14 protein-coding genes are annotated in these 16,204 nt (G+C 48.2%); 4 read left to right on the top strand and 10 right to left on the bottom strand.

What is annotated here, in order from left to right; all coding sequences use genetic code 11:
• Nucleotides 1-292: 292 nt before the first annotated feature.
• Together AC6R10_RS00325 and AC6R10_RS00320 are read left to right on the top strand one after the other, a co-directional pair.
• Nucleotides 293-1,009: an oligogalacturonate-specific porin KdgM family protein gene (locus tag AC6R10_RS00325; RefSeq protein ID WP_500631564.1), complete on the top strand. Its 717-nt coding sequence runs from the start codon at nt 293-295 to the stop codon at nt 1,007-1,009.
• A gap of 107 nt (nt 1,010-1,116) precedes the next feature.
• Nucleotides 1,117-2,121 (top strand): polysaccharide lyase family 7 protein, encoded by a 1,005-nt coding sequence (locus AC6R10_RS00320; RefSeq protein WP_500671436.1) that lies wholly within the window; start codon nt 1,117-1,119, stop codon nt 2,119-2,121.
• 45 nt (nt 2,122-2,166) lie between these two features.
• On the opposite strand, the gene AC6R10_RS00315 is transcribed toward AC6R10_RS00320, so the two are convergent.
• The 4 genes from AC6R10_RS00315 to AC6R10_RS00300 form a co-directional block, all read right to left on the bottom strand.
• Nucleotides 2,167-3,045 carry a DMT family transporter gene (locus tag AC6R10_RS00315; protein ID WP_500671149.1) on the bottom strand — a complete coding sequence of 293 codons (879 nt, stop codon included), beginning with the start codon at nt 3,043-3,045 and terminating at the stop codon, nt 2,167-2,169.
• Nucleotides 3,046-3,075: 30 nt separating this feature from the next.
• Nucleotides 3,076-3,792, bottom strand: coding sequence for a 3'-5' exonuclease (locus tag AC6R10_RS00310; RefSeq protein ID WP_500671435.1), 717 nt, complete (start codon nt 3,790-3,792; stop codon nt 3,076-3,078).
• A complete protein-coding gene (locus tag AC6R10_RS00305; protein WP_500626835.1) occupies nt 3,792-5,660 on the bottom strand; it encodes a DUF294 nucleotidyltransferase-like domain-containing protein in 1,869 nt (622 codons plus the stop codon). Before AC6R10_RS00305 ends, AC6R10_RS00310 begins: the two co-directional genes overlap by 1 nt.
• 209 nt (nt 5,661-5,869) lie before the next feature.
• Nucleotides 5,870-6,589 carry a FadR/GntR family transcriptional regulator gene (locus AC6R10_RS00300; protein WP_500671434.1) on the bottom strand — a complete coding sequence of 240 codons (720 nt, stop codon included), beginning with the start codon at nt 6,587-6,589 and terminating at the stop codon, nt 5,870-5,872.
• 536 nt (nt 6,590-7,125) lie between these two features.
• Between AC6R10_RS00300 and AC6R10_RS00295 the strand changes: the two genes are divergently transcribed.
• Both AC6R10_RS00295 and AC6R10_RS00290 read left to right on the top strand, forming a co-directional pair.
• Entirely contained in the window at nt 7,126-7,836 is a 711-nt protein-coding gene (locus tag AC6R10_RS00295; RefSeq protein WP_500671148.1) for a FadR/GntR family transcriptional regulator, read from the top strand.
• A gap of 75 nt (nt 7,837-7,911) precedes the next feature.
• Complete coding sequence (locus AC6R10_RS00290; protein ID WP_500671147.1) at nt 7,912-9,267, top strand: MATE family efflux transporter; 1,356 nt, start codon at nt 7,912-7,914, stop codon at nt 9,265-9,267.
• A gap of 23 nt (nt 9,268-9,290) precedes the next feature.
• On the opposite strand, the gene AC6R10_RS00285 is transcribed toward AC6R10_RS00290, so the two are convergent.
• From AC6R10_RS00285 to AC6R10_RS00260, 6 genes are all read right to left on the bottom strand, one after another.
• Nucleotides 9,291-10,022, bottom strand: coding sequence for a BUD32 family EKC/KEOPS complex subunit (locus AC6R10_RS00285; protein ID WP_500671146.1), 732 nt, complete (start codon nt 10,020-10,022; stop codon nt 9,291-9,293).
• Between the two features lie 249 nt (nt 10,023-10,271).
• The gene (locus AC6R10_RS00280) at nt 10,272-11,765 is read right to left on the bottom strand and encodes a tripartite tricarboxylate transporter permease (protein ID WP_500632446.1); all 1,494 of its coding nucleotides are present in this window, start codon (nt 11,763-11,765) and stop codon (nt 10,272-10,274) included.
• Nucleotides 11,766-11,774: 9 nt separating this feature from the next.
• Entirely contained in the window at nt 11,775-12,218 is a 444-nt protein-coding gene (locus AC6R10_RS00275; RefSeq protein ID WP_500671145.1) for a tripartite tricarboxylate transporter TctB family protein, read from the bottom strand.
• 65 nt (nt 12,219-12,283) lie between these two features.
• Nucleotides 12,284-13,210: a tripartite tricarboxylate transporter substrate binding protein gene (locus tag AC6R10_RS00270; protein WP_334550603.1), complete on the bottom strand. Its 927-nt coding sequence runs from the start codon at nt 13,208-13,210 to the stop codon at nt 12,284-12,286.
• Between the two features lie 23 nt (nt 13,211-13,233).
• On the bottom strand, nt 13,234-13,707 hold the full coding sequence (locus AC6R10_RS00265; RefSeq protein WP_500671433.1) for a hypothetical protein: 474 nt from the start codon (nt 13,705-13,707) through the stop codon (nt 13,234-13,236).
• A 341-nt stretch (nt 13,708-14,048) separates the two neighbouring features.
• Entirely contained in the window at nt 14,049-16,202 is a 2,154-nt protein-coding gene (locus AC6R10_RS00260) for a heparinase II/III domain-containing protein (RefSeq protein WP_500671144.1), read from the bottom strand.
• Between the last annotated feature and the right edge of the window lie 2 nt (nt 16,203-16,204).

The following is a 16,204-nucleotide window of genomic DNA, read 5'->3' as shown; positions in this document are numbered from 1 at the left end:
TAGTCGAGAGTAGGCGACTTCTTTTCCAAGTCAAAGATAATCTATCTCATTTGCTATTTTGTAGTATTTTAATTTTATCTTTAGTGTGCGATTAGTGTGATGTATTTAAGCACTTAAGTGCATGCAAATAACTTATGAAATTCATTAACTTTATAACCTGATATATAACTAAGTAATTAACTCGACGCACATTGTTATGTTTCGATCTTTAATCGAGAAATGGATCACGGAATATTTTATCTTTCTGATAAATAATATTGTCATACATAAACACAATATAGAAAGGTCGAAAATGAACAACATGAAAAAAACAGCTGTATTAGTGAGTTCACTACTTTGTACTACCCTTGTCTCTGCTGCTTCTCTCGATTTTCGGGAGGAATATAAACATGGCGGAGAACAATGGGCGGGGCGCGTGCTAATTGGTGGCAATTCAGGAAGCCACAATTTTAGTGTCGAAATGAAACACTCCGGACATTTAGGTGAGTTACAGCGCGGTGATAGCGAATTTGTCTACAGCTATAACTTTGACCTTGCCGATGGTTGGCGATTGCAGCCAGGTATGCCAGTGACATTCGGTAGTAACAATGTCACGTATAAACCTCAGCTAAGAATACAAAAGAAATTTGATAATGGTGTAACGGCTAAGTTTCGTTACCGCCATGAATTTCGAAATTATTCGAGTGGGAATACATCGACAGGACGTGATGGCGAAAAACACGACTCTCTTAACGCAAGTAAATTAACTGGTAACCTCGAATACACATGGAATCAAATACAACTGGGTTTTGAAGCTAACTACAAAGAAGACTTTTTTAGCAAAGAATGGAAAGTTGGAAACAAAGACGGCGAGTACGAGTGGGATTATAACTTGAAAGTCGGTTACAAGATTCAAAACTCAGACTGGCGTCCTTATGTAGAGTTTGGCAATGTTCAGTGCAACAGTGCGTGTGATGACAAGACTGATCGTCAGTTGCGAAGCCGTGTAGGCATCACTTATAAATTCTAACAACCCTGATGAGTCGACCAAGTCGCACTTGGTCGACTCATCAGAGTCAATGATTGTCGAGAGATATTGTCATGAAAAATACAAACCTCAATCTCATTGTTGTGGGTATGTTGCTCGCATCTGCTTCTTCTACACTGTCCGCTGAATCAGCTTTACCAGCTTCGACGAGCTCTGAATTAGTATCTTCAATGGTGCAGTCCCTGGATCCTCAAGCAAAACCAGGGCAAAACTTCGACTTGAGTAACTGGAAAATCACCTTACCGATGACCGAAGAAGAGGGGAGCCGCAAAGGAAAAGCGGCAGAAATTCAGAAAGACAAGCTATCGGGTTATGAGCATTCAGAATGGTTCTATACCGATAAAGAAACTGGCGCTATGGTGTTTAAAGCGCCTAACACAGCGCCAACCACACCTAACAGTAAAAATGCGCGCAGTGAGTTGAGAGCGATGCTTGCTGATCATTACGGGGAGCCAAAAAACAACTTCGTCGTCGCATCGCATCCTCAAGCCGAGGAGTATGGCTCAATTGGGGGGCGTTTGAAGGCAACCTTAGCTGTGGATTGGGTGAGTACGAGTGGTGATTATAAAAAGAACGGTGCATTTGCGACTGTGATTGGGCAGATTCATGGCTCAAAGAATGAGCCACTAAAAATCATTTACCGAAAATTACCGGAACACAACCTGGGTTCACTCAGCTGGAACTACGAACTGAATCCACCGCTTGAGCAGCAAAAATCAAAACTGCGCAAAGATATTCGACACGATGTCTTTGGTCAGCACAATCTGCGTCAAGGTGATCCAGAGCCAATTGATGGCATTGCGCTAGATGAAGTCTTTTCTTATGAAGTGATTGTCGAAGGTGACATGATGACGCTCAACTTTGTCAAATCCCCGGGATTAGACAATGAAGAGACGAAAAGCGTCACCATCGATTTGACCGCGGGTCAGTACCAAGGGCATGAAATCGACCAGGGTTACGGTAGCGACTGGATGTACTTTAAGGCGGGATCTTACAACCAGTGTAATACCGGGTCGTCTGGCTGCGCTTATGGTGGCCCAGACTCAGAAGACTATGCACAGGTACGATTCTATGAGCTAGTCCTCGATCAGTAATCGATAAAAAGAGGTGGTCTTCCCACCTCTTTTTATACTCCATAGCTAAACCGCTAAATCAACGTCTCTTCTCTTTCCTCTTATCCAACGTTTCCAACGTATTGGCATCATTGGAACAATAATCAGTATTATCCCTAGCGCTGTGAACAAATCAGGGATTTCATCAAACCACATCACACCAAACAGAGTGACAAAGGCAAGGCCAGAGTATTCGGCGAGCGCGATTTGGCTGGCGGGGGCTCGGCGAAAGGCTTGTACGACCAGGGCATGGTAGCTGAGTACAAACAGGTTGATCGCTACAATCCAGCCTACGTGGTGCCATTCGATAGGTTGCCACTCAAGGTAGGCAATGACGGCGGCGATGGGCAGAGTCATCAAGGTGGTCCAAAACAGAGTACAGACCAAGGGTTGCTCTTGAGGCATACGTCTGATGAGAATGTTACCCACCCCCATGGCGAGCGCACTGCCTAGCGCGATGATGGCCGCCCAGTGAAAGTGCTCCGGGCGCAAGACAATCAAAACGCCAATAAAGCCCAGTAGCGTGGCAAAAATTTTGCCCGCGGAAGGGCGCTCTCCCAAAAAGACGATGGAAAGCGGCAACACTAACAGTGGCCCAACGTAGAAAATCGCATTCGCGGTCGCCAAGGGCAGGTGAGTAATGGCCACCATGGCACATGCGCTTCCCAATAAAATCAATTGTGCGCGCCAAAAGGTAATGCCATCACAGCCCATTCGACGGCGCTGCTTGGGGAGTGACCACCAAAAGGGCAGTAGCAGAGTGAGGCTAATCAATTGACGGAGGAAGACATATTGAAATGTCGGGACTTCACCATTGAGGATTTTTAACGATACATCAGACAGTGAAGCGAGTAAGTTTGCGCCAACCAGCAGGAAGATGGCGAACGAGACATCATTTTTTTTCATACAGTGTGTTTAAGGTGCGGGAAAACCGAGTTAATGACTGAGTTTATACAACTGGCTCAGCGTCACCGTCTTGTGGGAAGCGATGCGTTTTTTCTGCGCCAATAAAAGTTCTGCCGTGGCGACCGCATCCGTGAGGGCGTTGTGGGCGAAATATTCGGGTAGTTGATAGCGTTGTCGTGTGGCTGAGAGCGACACGTCGATCTCTTCGTGGTGATTGATCGCTTTTGCCATCTTCTTTTCGATACACAAGGTGTCGAGCCAGGTGAGAGGAAAAGCGTTCAGGCCAAATGACTTTGATAAGTAACGATTGATAAAATTGCTTTCTACCATACAACCGTGTGCGACGAGTATTTTGCCGTGTGCGGCTTCAAAGAAGGTGTTCATCGCATCATGAATCGAAATGCCTTCTTCAAGCATTTGTGGCGTAATGTGGTTGATGACCGCTGTCTCGGCTTTGATCTGCGAACGGCTGTTAACATAGTAGTGGTGTGCCGAGGTCATATCGATAGACTCTGCGGAGAGCGTGACCCAACCGATCGACAGAATTCGATCCACTTCACTGTCTAAGCCCGTCGTCTCAAGGTCGACAACCAAATAGTCGTAGTCACTTGCAAGCGTCGACAAATTGAGTTCGGGTTGTTTCACCAACGGGTAAAACACATCGGCGAGACGAACATTCGCAAGGTAATGCTCGCGCGCTTTAATGTGATGGGACAGCGGATGGAAATAGCGATTAAAGAGCTGAATCATCGTGAGCCAAACCTTATCTTCGCCCCGTCTTGTAGCTCAGAAACGATACGGAACGCATCTTTTAGGTGATTGCGCTCGAAGCTACCGAAGCTGTCGGGGTTAATGTGGTTGTCTGCTATCTCACCGCGTTTGAGCGCTTCCACTTGATGGCTAAAGCGAAATGAGAGAATAAATTGATAGGCACGCAAGATGTTCTTATACGAATCTTCACTCATGATGCCTTTTTCAAACGCGGCTTTAAAACGCTCGTCGGTTGCAGAGACATCGGACTCCACCGCTAAACCATAGATTCGTGCCAAATCAATGATCAAGTTAATGGCGTACTTCTTAATATTGAGTGTTTTCTTGTTCTCGCCGGATTTTTCTAAAACGAGCTTGTTAAAGATGCCGAGCGGTGGGTTGGTTTGCACCGAATCATTGACTAGGATACTTAAGAAAGCATGGTTCTCACGGATGTTGCGATGCAACTCATCACGGAGGATCTGCTCAAACTCTTTGTTGCCGTAGACGGTGCGAATCTCCAAGAACACGCTGATATTCAGTAGGCGCTCATATTCTGGATTCGCGACCCACTTTTTGTAGTAGTGCTTCCAAACGCTCAGCGGCTGGCACCATTTGGGTGTCGCGGCCATGTACTTGCCAGGGCATAAGGGGTAGCCACAGCTCGCTAATCCATTGGAGACCATCATCGCCATGTGTTTAAAGTAGATTTTATCACTGTCGGTGGCGTCGTCGGCGAGAACGATGGCACTGTCTTGATCCGACAGCATGTGAACTTCATTACGTGCATGAGATCCGGCCACCAACCAAGAGAACTCACATGGCGGCGGTCCCAATTTGTCGATAGCGATTTGAATCAAACGGCGCGTATAAGCATCCATGATCATTGTCATGACTTTACCGATCACTTCTGGTGCGACATGGCCCTCGACCAGAGCTTCGAAAATTGCTTGTCTTTCCGGTGTGTAACTGGCCAATGTCTTGATACTGCCTGAGTATTTAATCTTTTCAATCAAGAAGATGGCTTGCACGCGGTGGTTTTGCACCAAGTGGGTGGTGGTAAGCAAACCGACCACTTTGTTGCCTTTGACCAAAGGCAGGTTACGGATGTTGAACTGCATCATCATAGAGGCTGCGTGCATCACAAGATCATCTGGGCTGATGGTCAGCGGCGACAGTGTCATGACTTTGGAAATTGGCTCATCGGTGCTAACGTCCTGTGCGATGACGCGTTTGGTCATGTCACGGTCCGTGATGAGACCTACAATTTTTTCGTCCTCGTAGATCACCGCACACGGCGAGCGTTTGATCAGCATCTCTTTGGCAATTTTCTTGATGGAATCTTTAGCATCACCAATCGCGACGCGACCACTGGCAACCTCAGAGACCTTCTTGATAAAGATGCCTTTCTCTTTGTTTGACCACACCACATCTAATGCAGATTTAAGCCGCACTTGAGCTTGGGAAGCAAAGTGCTCTGCGCATTCAGGGTGTGCCTTAAACAGAGCCTTCAGGGCTGAGTGAGGTACGATGTAGAGCAGGGTGTTTTCTAGCGCAATCGCTTTGTAGCCTTTATCGCTGTTACTATCGACATCTTTTGAGAGGAAGGTAAAACCAAAAATATCTTCAGCTTCGAGCTTGGCGCGCAAGACGCCATCTTTTTTACGTTGCTCCATTGAGCCGGTGCGGATCATGTAGAGGGATTTTTCTTTGCCCTCCTTACACAGATCCACGGTGTCTCCTTTGCACAAATAGGTGATCTGAACATTCCCTGCCAATTCACGCACTGCGGTTTTAGGCAGCTTATCAAAAGGGTCAATTTGCGCGATAAATTGGACAATATTGGGCAGTAAAGATTCGGTCATGAGCGATGTGAGTCAACGAGTCAAAATGAATTGTCTTATGATAGCCCCTGTTGCTGGGTGAAGTCCAAATTTAAGTCAACTTTTGCGGAAATTTTGGGAGGTTAGGCGAGATAGAAGTGCGCTAGGCTTGCAGTAAGTTGGATGATTTGTGTGGAAAATGACAAAGCCCTCGCATCGGCGAGGGCTTTGAGTTTGATATGTGCCAGTGATCAGTTCACTGCTGCGAGGCGGTGCTTCGAATCTTGCAGGTGAACGATAGACGCTTGACGCGCTTTGTCTGGGTTGCCCGCCATGATCGCATCGTAGATGTGGCGGTGCTCATTGATGCAAGTGCTGCCTTCCTCTGACGAGTGCGCAATAAAGTTGACAAACATGGTGGTCAGAATGTTACCAAAAGGCAGGTAAAAATCATTACCGGTTGCGTTGAAGATCAGGCTGTGGAATCGCGTATCCACTTCCATCCAGCGCTCTTGGTCAAACACGTCAGCTTCGGCAATCTCAACCATCTGTTGGAAGGTCTCAGAAAGTTCAATGCGTTCATCGGCCGACGCATGGATGGCGGCAAGTGCGCAAGCTTCGGGTTCAATAGCACGGCGCAGACCCAAGAACTGAGAGCAGAACTGGTCAGTGTCTGTTAGGCCATCCATCCACTCAATCAGTTGAGGGTCGAGGAAGTTCCAGTAGGCGCGGTTGACCACTTTGGTCCCGACTTTAGGACGTGACTCAAGCATGCCTTTCGAGGTCAGCAATTTGACGGCTTCGCGCAGGGCAGTGCGGCTGATGCCAAATTGTTCACACAATTCCATCTCACCAGGGAGAATAGAGCCTTGTGCCAATTTGCCAGATAAAATGCCTCGAGCGATTTCTCTCGCGACTTGTACGTGCAGGCTACGTTTTGAACCTGCGATTGAGTTAAAAGCTCCAGTCATCATATTGCTACTTCTTCGACCTGTTTAAATTAAAAATATAAGTATTATTTAAGCCTAAATATAGCACTCTTCTCACCGTTGACCAACCATTGCTTTTGCAAAGCGCGATTGACTCACACTCTTTGTGCCATAAAGGCTCGCACGATCACTCAAAAGGCTCAATCTAGCACGTAGAGAGGGTCGATTTGTGTCTGTTTTTTGCGCCTTTATGTGACTAATTGCGTGTTAAATCGGCGCATTATTTCTTGAGTTTGAACTGGTTCACAAATATTAAATGAAACAAGGGTTTATTTTGTTGGGTGGTTATTTTGCTGAGAAATTAAGTTGTTAAAAATTGATATTATTGTATTATTAATGGAGTTTGGTGTGTTTTTCTCTCCGCGCAACCCTTCGTCTGACCCAAAAGCCGGCGCTGACTGGCTTTTTATAATTCAAGCGTTCTTCTCGCTGAGAGTGTTTCGATTATATCATTGTGTCTGTGCCCACTATGGCCTTGTCGTGAACCTGGCCATCATTGGGTGCATCGGGAGTACTGTATGGCGACATTTACCTCAGTCGAGGATTCAAGCCGTAAAATTCATGTTCAAGTCGCGCGGCAGATCGCTCGGCGCATTTTATCGGGGGGATTGCAGCCTCTGGAAAAGCTGCCTTGTGAGCTGGAGATGTGTGACATTTTTGGTGTCAGTCGAACCTCGTTACGTGAGTCGATCAAGCTCTTGTCCGCCAAAGGACTTATTGAGTCCAAACCCCGGGTAGGAACGCGAGTTCAAGGGCGTAATAATTGGCATTTTCTTGACCCTCAGTTGATGGAATGGATGCAAGATTTAGAGGATAATCAACGGTTTCTTGCGCAGTTCCTCGGACTGAGAAAAGCGATTGAGCCTGAAGCGTGCGCCCTTGCCGCTAAACATGCCTCGGTCGCTCAGCGTAAAGATCTGTCTATTGTGTTTCAGCGCATGACCTTTGCGGCGCAGAGCCACAACATGGCGCAGTGGACAGAAAACGATCACTTGTTTCACCAACTGATTTTTCAGTCAACAGGTAATCAGTTTTTCTTGCCGTTTAGCAATATCCTCTCGACTATCTTCCGCGAGTTTATTGATGAGTCGGCAGAAGGCGGACGATTTTGTTTAGCCGAGCACCAACGCATTTACGATGCGATCATGGCAGGAAAATCGGATGCGGCGCGCCTCGCCTCTCAAACGCTACTGAATGATGAGAATCAGCGTTTAGCGCAAGTCGTTTGAAAAAGAATCACCCCAATAACGTCGCTTCGGTGACGTTTTTTCGTTTGTTTAAGCATTGGAAATTGAGTCGTTACCATGACCCTTAACCCTTACGTTCGCAAAAACCTATCGCTTGCTTGGCCCTTAGCACTCAATGCATTGCTGATGCAATCCATGCTGATGATCGACACCTTGTTGGTGTCACCGCTTGGTGAGATATCGCTAGCGGCGATGGGGATCGCGTTTACCATCGTCTCTTTCTTGCTCGGGATTCAAATCTCACTGGCCAATGGCTCGCAATTGGTGCTCAGTCGCGCGTTTGGCTCTGGTCAAGAGAGTGCGCTGAATAAGGGCTTCTGGGCGGCGATTTTGATTAATGGCTGTATTGCTGTGCTGTTTTTAGCCTTGTTGACGCTCGCAGACAGTGCGCTTATTAGTGCGCTGACCAATGATGACCTTTTAAAGCAAGAAACCGCGCGTTACTTATCGGTGGCGAAGTACATTGTGGTCATCAACGCGGCGACGCAGGTGATGATTGCCCTCTTTAACGCACTGGGGAAAACCAAGTTGCCGTTTAAAGGGTACTTACTTGAAGCGCCCATTAACGTCGCGGTTTCATACGCGATGATTCACGGTATGGGGTCATGGCAGGGCTTTGGGGTACAAGGGGCGGCAATCGGAAGCTTGGTGGCGATTACTGTTCGGCTGCTGTTTCTCGTCCTTTGCTTACAGCGCAGTCATGTGCGTCTCTCGCTGCGCACCTTGGATGCGTCATTGCGGCGCAACGCTATCAACCACTTTAAAGAGATCTTTCCCGTGGCGGCTAATGTCACTATGCTGATGACGGGCGCAACACTGTACATGCTGACTTTTTCGCAGTTGCCGCTTTATTCCTACGTGGCAATCACCATTATTATGCCTTGGGTTAAGGCGGGTAATCAGTTCATCACGGCGTGGGCCGTCTCATCGGCCATTACCATTAGCCAAGCGATTGGTTCTAAGCAGCTGGATGACTTACGCAAGAACGTCGATGTCAGTATTGATGTCGCGGTGACCATCTCGGCATTGTCTTGCTTGGCCTTTTTAGGATTAAGCTTTCTGTTGCCCCATTTGTATTCCAATTTGGACCCCGACACGTACCTTGCACTGGCGGTGATTGCACCTTTGTATATCTTCCTTCCGATTGTGCGTGGTTATAACACCGTGCATGGGCAGGTTTTGCGTGCTTTGGGTAAAACCACTGAGGTTTTTAAGATCAACTTTACGGGGCAATGGGTGATTGCGCTGCCGCTGTGCGCTGGCATCGTGCTGTGGCTAGAAGGCAGTATTTTCTGGGCGTTTGCTGTGATGCCACTTGAAGAAATCGTCAAAGCGTGGCCGTTTAGACGCTTAGCCAGACGCTCTTTGGATGAGTTCGATGCAGAAAAAGCCAAGCAATTGATGTACGACTAGAGCGCTTCTAGATGATGAGCGCACTAACGAAGTGCGCGGCTCAACAGGCGCTCAAGTAGTAATAGCTGGCGTGACAATCGGTTCGATTTAAACGTCAGCACTAAATTGGCTATCCAACGATTGTAGGTGAGAAAGCGTGCGACAACGGCTAGGCTTTGCGCACTGCCTTGTCCCACTTGCTGCTGCCACTCAGTAAGGAGCGCTAAACGTGTGGCTTGGCTGACTCGTTCTAAACGATAGGAGTCGAGTAAAAGCAAGAGCACATCGCGCGTGCGCAGTGTCTGGCAGGCAGAGAAGCGCGACTCTTCGAAATCAATGTAGGTCACCTGTCCTGCGTCATTGATCAAAATATCCCGCATCGCCGGGCGACCATGAATCATGTCTTGTTGGTGAAACGCAATCAGCCCGCGCATCGCTTTGGTTAAGCGCTGTTTGGGGGAGACTGTGTGCGACTCGGTCAAAGGCTGACCAGCACACTCAGTAACAAACAACCCGCGCCCTTGCATCACGACGCGAGGCACCGGGAGTGAGCGTTTTGCCGCCTCAATCAAGTGACTCTGTTCAAGCAAAAAGCGCGTTTTGGTGTCGAAGCCACTGTGTAACTGCCAAGTTTGGCTTTTTTCTGACAGCGTAATCAGACGATTGAATAGGCGGTTGAATGGATTACGTTTGTTCTCACCACAGAATTTCATCCAGTAGCGTTTATCGTGTCTTTCCAACTGATAAATAAACGTTTTTCGATGTTTAAAACCCATAACCGTACCTATTTGAACGCGCAGCAATCTTATCAACTAGCAACGCAAATAGAGGCGAATCATCACTCTTGTTTATATAATAAGCCAATTAAATCAGTGCTTTAATTGGCTTGGTGCGTTGCGCGGTGAGTATAGCAAAATTCGGTGTTGTTGATGACGAATAACGGCTATTCCAACTTGGCATAATGTAACAAACTGTGGTGTGACGACTCCCGAGCAGGCTCGGGAGTCAGGGGGGAAGGGGAAAGTTCACTGGTGCGCGGATTCGAGTTTGGCTTTCTTTTTCATCTTCATCGTTGAGTAGACAGAGAAGATGGCCAATAAGACAAAGCCAAGGGCAATGGGACGCTCATAGAGGAATGACCAGGAGTTATCGTACATCAGTAGAGCTTTTCGTAAGTTCGTTTCGGCCATAGGACCAAGAATGATGGCGAGTAAGATCGGTGAGGATGGAATATCAAGCTTACCCAATACAAATCCAAGTAGGCCAAATGCAATCGCAATACCGACATCGAACATCGAGTTGTTAATGGCATAGGCACCGACGATCGATAAGAAAATGATGATGGGTATCATTAAAAGCTTCGGCACTTCGATGATGCGACAGAAAAAACGAATGCCAACTAAGCCGACGATGAGCATCACTACATTGGCGACCAACATCGAGCTAAACACACCGTAAACGACATCTGGGTTTTGCGCAAAGAGCAGTGGACCCGGTGTGAGACCTTGCACTATCAAGGCACCGAGTAGTACGGCGGCGACCGCATCGCCGGGTACACCAAGCGTCAATAGGGGGACCAATGCACCGCCGGTAACACCGTTGTTTCCAGCCTCTGCGGCGGCGAGACCTTTCACTGAGCCTTTGCCAAATTCATCAGGGTTTTTCGAGACCCGTTTGGCTTCGTTGTAACAAACGAATGCCGAAATGTCTGCACCCGCACCGGGCACAGAACCGATGGACGTGCCAAGCACGCCGCTTTTCACCGCGGTCGGCATCATCTCTTTTAAATCAGATCGGCTGAGCAATGTGTGGTCGAATTTGGCGATTGAGGCACGTTTCTCATTGAGGAGTTTCTCAATTTGGTTGATGGCCTCAGACAGAGCAAACAGACCGATCAGAACCGGAATGACGTTCACGCCACTGTATAAGTCCATCACGCCAAAAGTAAATCTGGGTACGCTGCTGATAGGATCTAAACCTATCGTAGAGACCAGTAAGCCAATGGTGCCAGCCAACAAGCCTTTAAGGATATTTTGTGCCGAGACACTGGCGATGATGGTTAAGCCAAACAGGGCGAGGGCGAAATATTCCGGCGCGTTGAAGCGCAGGGCGAAATTGGCCAATAGGGGCGCGATGGCTATCAAGACTATGGTACTGATCAATCCACCAATAAAGGACGCGACAGCTGAGATACTGAGCGCACGGGCGGCTTGGCCTTTCGCCGCAAGTGTATGCCCGTCCAGCACCGTCGCGGCAGAAGCGGGTGTACCGGGCGTCTTAAGTAAAATCGCTGCGATAGAGCCGCCGTAAATGCCCCCAATGTAGACGCCGATAAGCATCACCAGTGCCGGAGTGGACTCCATGCCGAAGGTGAAAGGCAGTAAAATGGCGACTCCCATCGTCGCGGTCAATCCCGGTAGAGCGCCAAGCACAATACCGCCGACAACGCCGAAAATCAGCACCGGCAATACAGCAGGGCTAAAAGCCGTCAAGAGGCCGTTAAACAGATGTTCTAACATACGCCCTCCTTAGTAGAAGTAGCCGTCGGGCAAAGCAATGTAAAAAACTTCGCCAAACAGATAGTAGACAGAAAAGACAAATACCCATGCCACGGCATAAAAGAGCGGCTTTTTCACTCTAAAGCAGATCAGGTAGAGGGTGAACGCGAGTAAGCTGGCATACAAATAACCGATCACACTGATGAGCGCGGCATAAGTAATGAGAAAAGCCAAACCGAACCACGCCATTTTGGAGAAAATCGGCGCATCGCTAGACGCGGTGGCTTTGAGCTTGTGTTGAATAATCAGCGCAACGCAGATGACGATTTGCATCACCGCGATCACACTCGGGAAGAATTGTGCGTTAACGCTCGCATCTTGAAATCTCGGTTGATCAAACTGAGTGATGACGGCAAGAGTCAGTGCGCTCAATACAATCATGAGAGAAGGGAAAATTACATGACGGTTCATCATAGGGACACCTCGATACAGCAAAAAATGGGAGCCTCAAGAGAAGGCTCCCAATAACTCGACGTCGATCAGTTGATGAGTGTGCTCAGTGCTTTGGTATCGTCTTTGACGAACTGAGTAAACTCTTCAGCGTTCATGTTGTGGATAGTCATCGCACCTTTTTCCATGAACTGTTTGAACTCAGCAGATGCCATTGCTTCATCAAAGGCTTTACCTAAGGTCTCAATGATTTCATCTGGCGTGTCTTTTGGCGCGCCAATACCACGCCATGTTCCTGTTACCACATCAACGCCTTGTTCTTTGAGGGTTGGGACATCTGGAATGTACGAGATACGCTCATTAGACATCACACCGAGCGCTTTAAGCTGACCTGAACGAAGCTGCGCAATCGCTTCTCCTGGCGTAACCATAGTCACGTCGGTGTGGTTACCCAATACAGAAGGAATGGCTTCCGCTGCACCGTTGTAAGGAATGGCGTTTAACTTGATGCCTTGGTCTTTTTCTAGAGCCATTAGGTAGAAGTTTGGCGCTGCGGTGGAGGCAAACTTCACGACGCCATCGCCTTTTTTGGCTTCGGCAATCAGGTCGTTGATGGTGTTGTATGGGCTGTCTTTGTGCACCAACACAACCGCAGGGTCAAGGTTGACCAGACGGATCAATTTAAAATCGCTCGCGTCGTGTTGCATGAGCCCCATTTGAGGTAAAGACGCAATTTCGCGTGTGACGACCGTCAGTGTGTAGCCATCGGGACGTTGTTGAGCCCCAAAGCTCATGCCAACGGCACCGGCACCACCAGTACGGTTCATCACGGCAATGTTTTGACCGAGAATATCTTTGGCTGAATTGGCCAAGGTACGACCTACGGCATCCGTACCGCCACCTGCGCCAAAGGGAACAACAAGTCGAATGTTTTTGGTCGGATAGTCGGCGGCGATAGCGCTCGCTGACGCCATAATGCCCGCGGTAACCAGTAGAGATTTCAGTAGTTTACTCATAGTCTTAGACCTTCTCTTCACGTTCAGTTTCGGTAAGTTTGTGTAGGGTTGTTGCTTTTATTGTTTTGGTACTCGCTCATGCACAGTTGCTCAAATGTGACGGCTAGCCATCCGCTGATGAGCATGTCGTACCATTGTTCGACGCCGCTGCACGCGACGACGACATCGCCGTATACGAAGGAGCCAAAGAACAGCAGATCCTCCGATTGCAGTGATGATGTGTGCAGGGTTTGGTTGACCATGTTAGGTTGACCGCTGCGCCATGCTTGTTTGGCTTTGTTGCGGGCAAATTGGTCAAAAGGAATGGTCCACTCATCTGGAGAGCCCAGTGAGGTTTGGTACAAAATGGCCTCTTCGAAGCTTGCCTCCCAAGGTTTGAGCCTTGGGTCCATGATCACTATGTGCAGCTCCTGACGATTGGTTCGCTCAAAGAGCTTGTCTATAGCGGGTTTGACAAGTTCGACGGCATCTTTAGCTATGGATACGTGATCCTTCATCATGGGCATTAATTCCGTGTTACGTCCTAATCACAAACAAATGATATTGTATTATTTTAATGGTGAACAACGAGAAGTTGGCCTAGTGTTATTTTGATCACTATCGAGAGTGCTAAACAGTGCTCCAGCTCAGATATTTAAAGGGTTAACGGAAGATTTTAGTGATCGCGAGCACGATGGAATCCTCATCACAGGTATGGTTATTTTTGTCATATGATAACTTGTAAATAAAAAGCCGAGCGGGATGCTCGGCTTTGATCGTAGTTAGATTTTTACATCAATAAGTCCATGTGAGAGAGGGGCGCTCAGTCGGTGGAGCCAACGAGCGAACCGAACACGGTCTAATCAATTTGGGCAAAGGCACCCTGCCATGTGTAGGCAGTACCATTAAATTCAACACTATGCTCGCCATGTTGTGCCTGTTCATCAAGGTTACAAATGGCGTAGTGGTAGTGATTACCTGACGTTGTATCGATGCGAATCACAGTGCCGACTTCATTGTGACCCACCACGGTCACCGCGCGGACAAGACCACGTGCATTGACGGATTGTTCAAACTCTTCGTTGAAGTAACCGTGTGTCTCAAGGACGGAGGCAAAGACATGATCTTTTGCACTTTGGCGATGAATCAACGCTGGCTCACTGCGTAGGTTGAAGTCAGGATCGTTGGCGCCGAGACGAGCAAAAATCACTTCGCTGTCAGCAGTCGCACTGGTGACTAACGTGTAGTAGCTGTTTTTCACTAGCCAACTGACCAGCGCGCTGCCTTCAACTTTACCTGAGCCTAGGTTCCAAAGGTGCTGATAACCGTCAGAATCGCCAAGCGGCTTGAGTGTGGAGTGTGTGTTGTATTCAAAGTCGGTACGAATGATCTGGCCGCTGTAGTGCACAGGAAGGTCGTACTGGTTCTCCTGCTCTGATTCGATTCGATAGACATCAATCACCAGCGGTTTTTCAAACTCAGGCAACTCGGCAAGTAGGATGCTGCGCTGCATCTGCGTACCGTCATAGTAATCACGGATACGACCACTCATGCCTTGCAGTTTGGCGTTGTCGATGTTGAAGAAGTGTTTCTCACCAAATTTTGACTCTGCTAGGGCAGTGTTGAAATTGTTCTGCGTTTTCTGATTCACCGTCACGGTGTTGTGCGCGACCGTTTGTTTGCAGTATGACTTGTTTTCCGGGATGTAGCGTCCACCAAACTTAGGCTCGACATTGACCCATCGACCGTAGCCGTAATCGTGCAGGACCTCAACGCCGCGATTGAATACGCTCAGATGCAAACCATCGTAGTGGCCATGATCGAGCGCTGAGTGGTATTGGTGATCAGAGCCGTGTTGCCCAAACCAGATCAACGCCATGGTGTCGTCGTCATGCGCGTCGCGGTGACGCAAAATACCAAGACCCCCTTTCTCACCTTGTGGGCCGTCGGTAATGTATAAGCTGCCCCAGTTGAATGGCTTGATGTCGCTGGCATTCGCAACCGCATCAGAGAGCGTTTTACCTGAGATGTGGACCCATACGTCCTGCTGGTGGTTGGCCATCGCGAGCAAGGTTTCGTTCTGTTCATAACGATGGAAGCAAACAGACGTCGCCATCACCACGCCTTCATCATTGATAGAGATGGTTTTTGACGAGTCGTTGCACGCTGGCAAAGTACCGTCTGGGAACGCGGTTTTGAACACTGCGTAAGACGTCGTCTTAATGACCGAGTTATTGAACTCGTAGATGCCAATCTCTGGCTGACGGCGCTCAATCGCTTCGGCGAACAGGTAAATAGGACGCAGTGAGAAGCGGTGGTAGTAGGGGCCTTCCATGTAGTAGCCATCTGGCGAGAATAGTTGATCAAGCTGTGCTAAGAAGCCGCCGCTGACCTTGTCCAACTTCAGACCATACAGTGCTTTATCAACCGAGGCTTGATCGTTAATGGCATAACCACAAATACCGACCGCAGCCACTGCCCAAAGACCGTGGTTGTGAACGATATCAAAATCATGGCCATAGGTGACAACAAACAAGTCAATCATCTGCTTGAAGAGATCGTTTTCGATCAGCGCCTTTTGCTCATCCGATAGTGTCTGGTAGACACAAGAGTAGGCGCACGATGCGTAGAGCATCCACATGTTTTCATTCAGTGTCTGGTGAAAGATCTTGCCTGGTGGGTTGGTATCTTTACTGACATTGCTCTCAAGCGTTGGGTACACGTTGGCGTAAGCGGTAAGCATATCGACAATGTAGTCACGATATTTATCTTCTTGCGTGATGAGAAACAAACGGCCCGCCAAATCCATGTGGATATAGTTCTGCTTGTGACGGTTATGCTCATAACCGCCACCTTCACCATGACCAGGGACTTCAATGCCAACCTGTGTCATATATTGGTCGGTTTTTTTGATGTCGCGCGCCAATGCGCGTCCTAATAGGCTATCCGTGCCAAGTGCTTTACGTAGTTCAGCTGCTTCCTCAACATTCATTAATAGAGGTTGATAGCTCATTA

This window comes from Vibrio sp. R12-SG2-ISO1 (assembly GCF_059834045.1).
Note: the sequence above shows the minus strand (reverse complement) of the source record. Positions and strands in the feature narration are given on the sequence as shown.

Bases quoted from the DNA above. Each gene is read 5' to 3' on its own strand.
- AC6R10_RS00260 (WP_500671144.1), bottom strand. From the start codon at position 16,202: ATGAGCTATCAACCTCTATTAATGAATGTTGAGGAAGCAGCTGAACTA.
- AC6R10_RS00285 (WP_500671146.1), bottom strand. From the start codon at position 10,022: ATGGGTTTTAAACATCGAAAAACGTTTATTTATCAGTTGGAAAGACAC.
- AC6R10_RS00280 (WP_500632446.1), bottom strand. From the start codon at position 11,765: ATGTTAGAACATCTGTTTAACGGCCTCTTGACGGCTTTTAGCCCTGCT.
- AC6R10_RS00320 (WP_500671436.1), top strand. From the start codon at position 1,117: ATGTTGCTCGCATCTGCTTCTTCTACACTGTCCGCTGAATCAGCTTTA.
- AC6R10_RS00275 (WP_500671145.1), bottom strand. From the start codon at position 12,218: ATGATGAACCGTCATGTAATTTTCCCTTCTCTCATGATTGTATTGAGC.
- AC6R10_RS00325 (WP_500631564.1), top strand. From the start codon at position 293: ATGAACAACATGAAAAAAACAGCTGTATTAGTGAGTTCACTACTTTGT.
- AC6R10_RS00265 (WP_500671433.1), bottom strand. From the start codon at position 13,707: ATGAAGGATCACGTATCCATAGCTAAAGATGCCGTCGAACTTGTCAAA.
- AC6R10_RS00290 (WP_500671147.1), top strand. From the start codon at position 7,912: ATGACCCTTAACCCTTACGTTCGCAAAAACCTATCGCTTGCTTGGCCC.
- AC6R10_RS00305 (WP_500626835.1), bottom strand. From the start codon at position 5,660: ATGACCGAATCTTTACTGCCCAATATTGTCCAATTTATCGCGCAAATT.
- AC6R10_RS00295 (WP_500671148.1), top strand. From the start codon at position 7,126: ATGGCGACATTTACCTCAGTCGAGGATTCAAGCCGTAAAATTCATGTT.
- AC6R10_RS00300 (WP_500671434.1), bottom strand. From the start codon at position 6,589: ATGACTGGAGCTTTTAACTCAATCGCAGGTTCAAAACGTAGCCTGCAC.
- AC6R10_RS00270 (WP_334550603.1), bottom strand. From the start codon at position 13,210: ATGAGTAAACTACTGAAATCTCTACTGGTTACCGCGGGCATTATGGCG.
- AC6R10_RS00315 (WP_500671149.1), bottom strand. From the start codon at position 3,045: ATGAAAAAAAATGATGTCTCGTTCGCCATCTTCCTGCTGGTTGGCGCA.